Source organism: Dietzia sp. CW19 (assembly GCF_014145265.1).
GTDB lineage: Bacteria > Actinomycetota > Actinomycetes > Mycobacteriales > Mycobacteriaceae > Dietzia > Dietzia natronolimnaea.
The window spans coordinates 1-2,401 of sequence record NZ_JAALEE010000080.1 but is presented as its reverse complement, the minus strand read 5'-3'; the positions used below and the strand labels follow the sequence as shown (position 1 = coordinate 2,401).

The 2,401-nt window shown below is 71.4% G+C and carries 1 protein-coding gene; it reads left to right on the top strand.

Annotated features, from left to right (window positions below; all coding sequences use genetic code 11):
* The coding region (locus G6021_RS02870) for a serine/threonine protein kinase (RefSeq protein WP_241736401.1) at positions 1-2,209 on the top strand (2,209 nt) is incomplete at its 5' end.
* Between the last annotated feature and the right edge of the window lie 192 nt (positions 2,210-2,401).

Below are 2,401 nucleotides of genomic sequence, written 5' to 3'. Positions count from 1 at the left end.
GGACACCCGCGACGACGAGGCGGGTGCCGTCACCGGGCCCGTGGCCACCGCGGACACCACCGACGACCCCGAGTCGCGTACCCGATCGGTCCCCGCCGAGCGGCCCTCCGCCCGGACCGGCGAGGTCACCACCGGCGACCGAACCGGCTCGGCACCGTTCCGGATGCGGCAACCCAGCAAGCCCGAGGACCGGCCGAGTCCGGCGTCGGAGGGGCTGGTGGACCTGCCGTACATCATCCCTGTGGACCCCAACTCGGCCATGCTCTCGCCGGAGGACATCGAGGCCGAGTGCGAGGCCTCCGGTGGCCGTCTCCCGCGGCCCGAGCTCCGGCCCGGCGACGTGGTGGCCGACCAGTACGAGGTGCGCGGCGCGCTCGCCCACGGCGGGATGGGCTGGATCTACCTCGCGGTGGACCACAACGTCTCCGACCGGTGGGTGGTGCTCAAGGGCCTGCTCCACGCCGATCAGGCGGAGGCGCAGGAGGTGGCGGTGGCCGAGCGCGAGATCCTGGCCGAGCTCTCCCACCCGTCGATCGTCCGGATCTACAACTTCATCCACGACGACTGGGCCACCTCGCCCACGCACGGCGGGTACATCGTCATGGAATACGTCGGCGGCCCCAGCCTGCGGGACGTGCGGCGGTCGGCGCCCGGCCGGGTCCTGCCCGTGGAGAAGGCGATCGCGTACGTCCTCGAGGCCCTCACAGCGCTGTCCTACCTGCACTCCGTGGGACTGGTCTACAACGACCTCAAGCCCGAGAACATCATGCTCACCGAGGACCACGTCAAGCTCATCGACATGGGCGCCGTCTCGGGCGTGTGCGACTACGGGCACATCTACGGCACCCCGGGCTTCCAGGCACCGGAGATCCCCGTGACCGGCCCCACCATCGCCTCCGACCTGTACACCGTGGGGCGCACCCTGGCCTCGCTGATCGTCCGGCTCCCGGTGGTCGACGGCCGCTACGCCGACGGGATCCCCTCCCCCGTCGAGGAGCCGGTGTTCAGCCGGTACGACTCGCTCTACCGGTTCCTGCTGCGCTCCACCAACGAGGACCCGAACATGCGGTTCCGTAGCGCCAACGGGATGGCCGGGCAGCTCATGGGGGTGCTGCGGGAGGTGCTGGCGCTGCGCACCGGGAAACCACACCCCGCGTTCTCCTCGGTGTTCTCGCCGCAGCGGTCCACCTTCGGCACGCTGTTCACGGTCGAACCGACCGACTTCCTCGTCGACGGCCACGCCCGCGACACCACCCTGACCGGGGCCGAACTCGTCGACGCCCTGCCCGTGCCGCTGATGGAATCCTCCGATCCCGCCGGGCGCATTCTCGCCGCCACCTCGTACACCTCCGTCGAGCAGCGGATCGACACGCTCCGTGAGCTCTACTCCGACTCAGAGTCCGAGGCCCACGAGAGCGTGGGCGTGATCATGTCGCTCACCCGCGCCTACCTCGAGAGCGGCGACCTCGCGGCGGCCGAGGCGCTGCTGGAGGAGAACGCCCACCGACTGCGCTCGGAGTGGCGCCTGGTCTGGTACGTCGGGGTGATCGCCCTGCTCAAGGGCGACCCCGTGGGCGCGTATCCGAAGTTCCAGCAGGTCTTGTCGGCCATGCCGGGCGAGAACGGCCCCAAGTTGGCGCTGGCCGCGACGGCCGAGCTCATCCTCGACGTGTGCCCGGAGGGCGACAAGACCCGCTGGGCGCGCTCGAGCGAGCACTTCTACCGCACCGTGTGGTCGGTGGACCGGGCGGCGGTCAGCTCCGCGTTCGGCCTGGCGCGTCAGCTGCAGCGGCGCGGAGAGGTGTCGGCCGCGATCGAGGAACTGGACCGGGTGCCGCCCAATTCGCGCTATTCGGCGCTGGCCAACCTCACGGCGATCCTGCTGCTGTGCCAGGGGCGGCCCCTGCAGGAGACCGAGGAATCCCACCTGCGGGAGGCCGCGCGCCGGGTCACCAACCTGTCCGCCGGCGAGCACCGGGCGTTCCAGATCCGGCTGACCGTGCTCACCACCGCGCTCGCCTGGATCCAGCTTCCCGGAAACGAGCCCTCGCCCTCACCGTTGATGCGCGGGGTGCCGTTCACCGAGTTCGGACTGAGGTCGGGCGCCGAGACCGTGTTGCGGACCCTCGCGCGGTCCACCGAGACCCGTCAGCAGCGCTTCCGCCTGGTGGACCAGGCCAACAGCATCCGGCCGCGAACGACGTTCTGACCCGTCCGGGTGTCGGATGCTCAGTCCCCGGGGTCGCCGCGCCGCCGGGTGGCCCACAGGATCAGGGTCACCCCGGCCGCGGCGGCGGTGAGAGCCCACAGCAGCAGGTCGGTCGCGCCCACTCCCGTCTCCGCCAGGGACCCGCGGACCTGCGAGTTGGCGCGTGCCCACTCGGACGACGGCGCGCCCTCG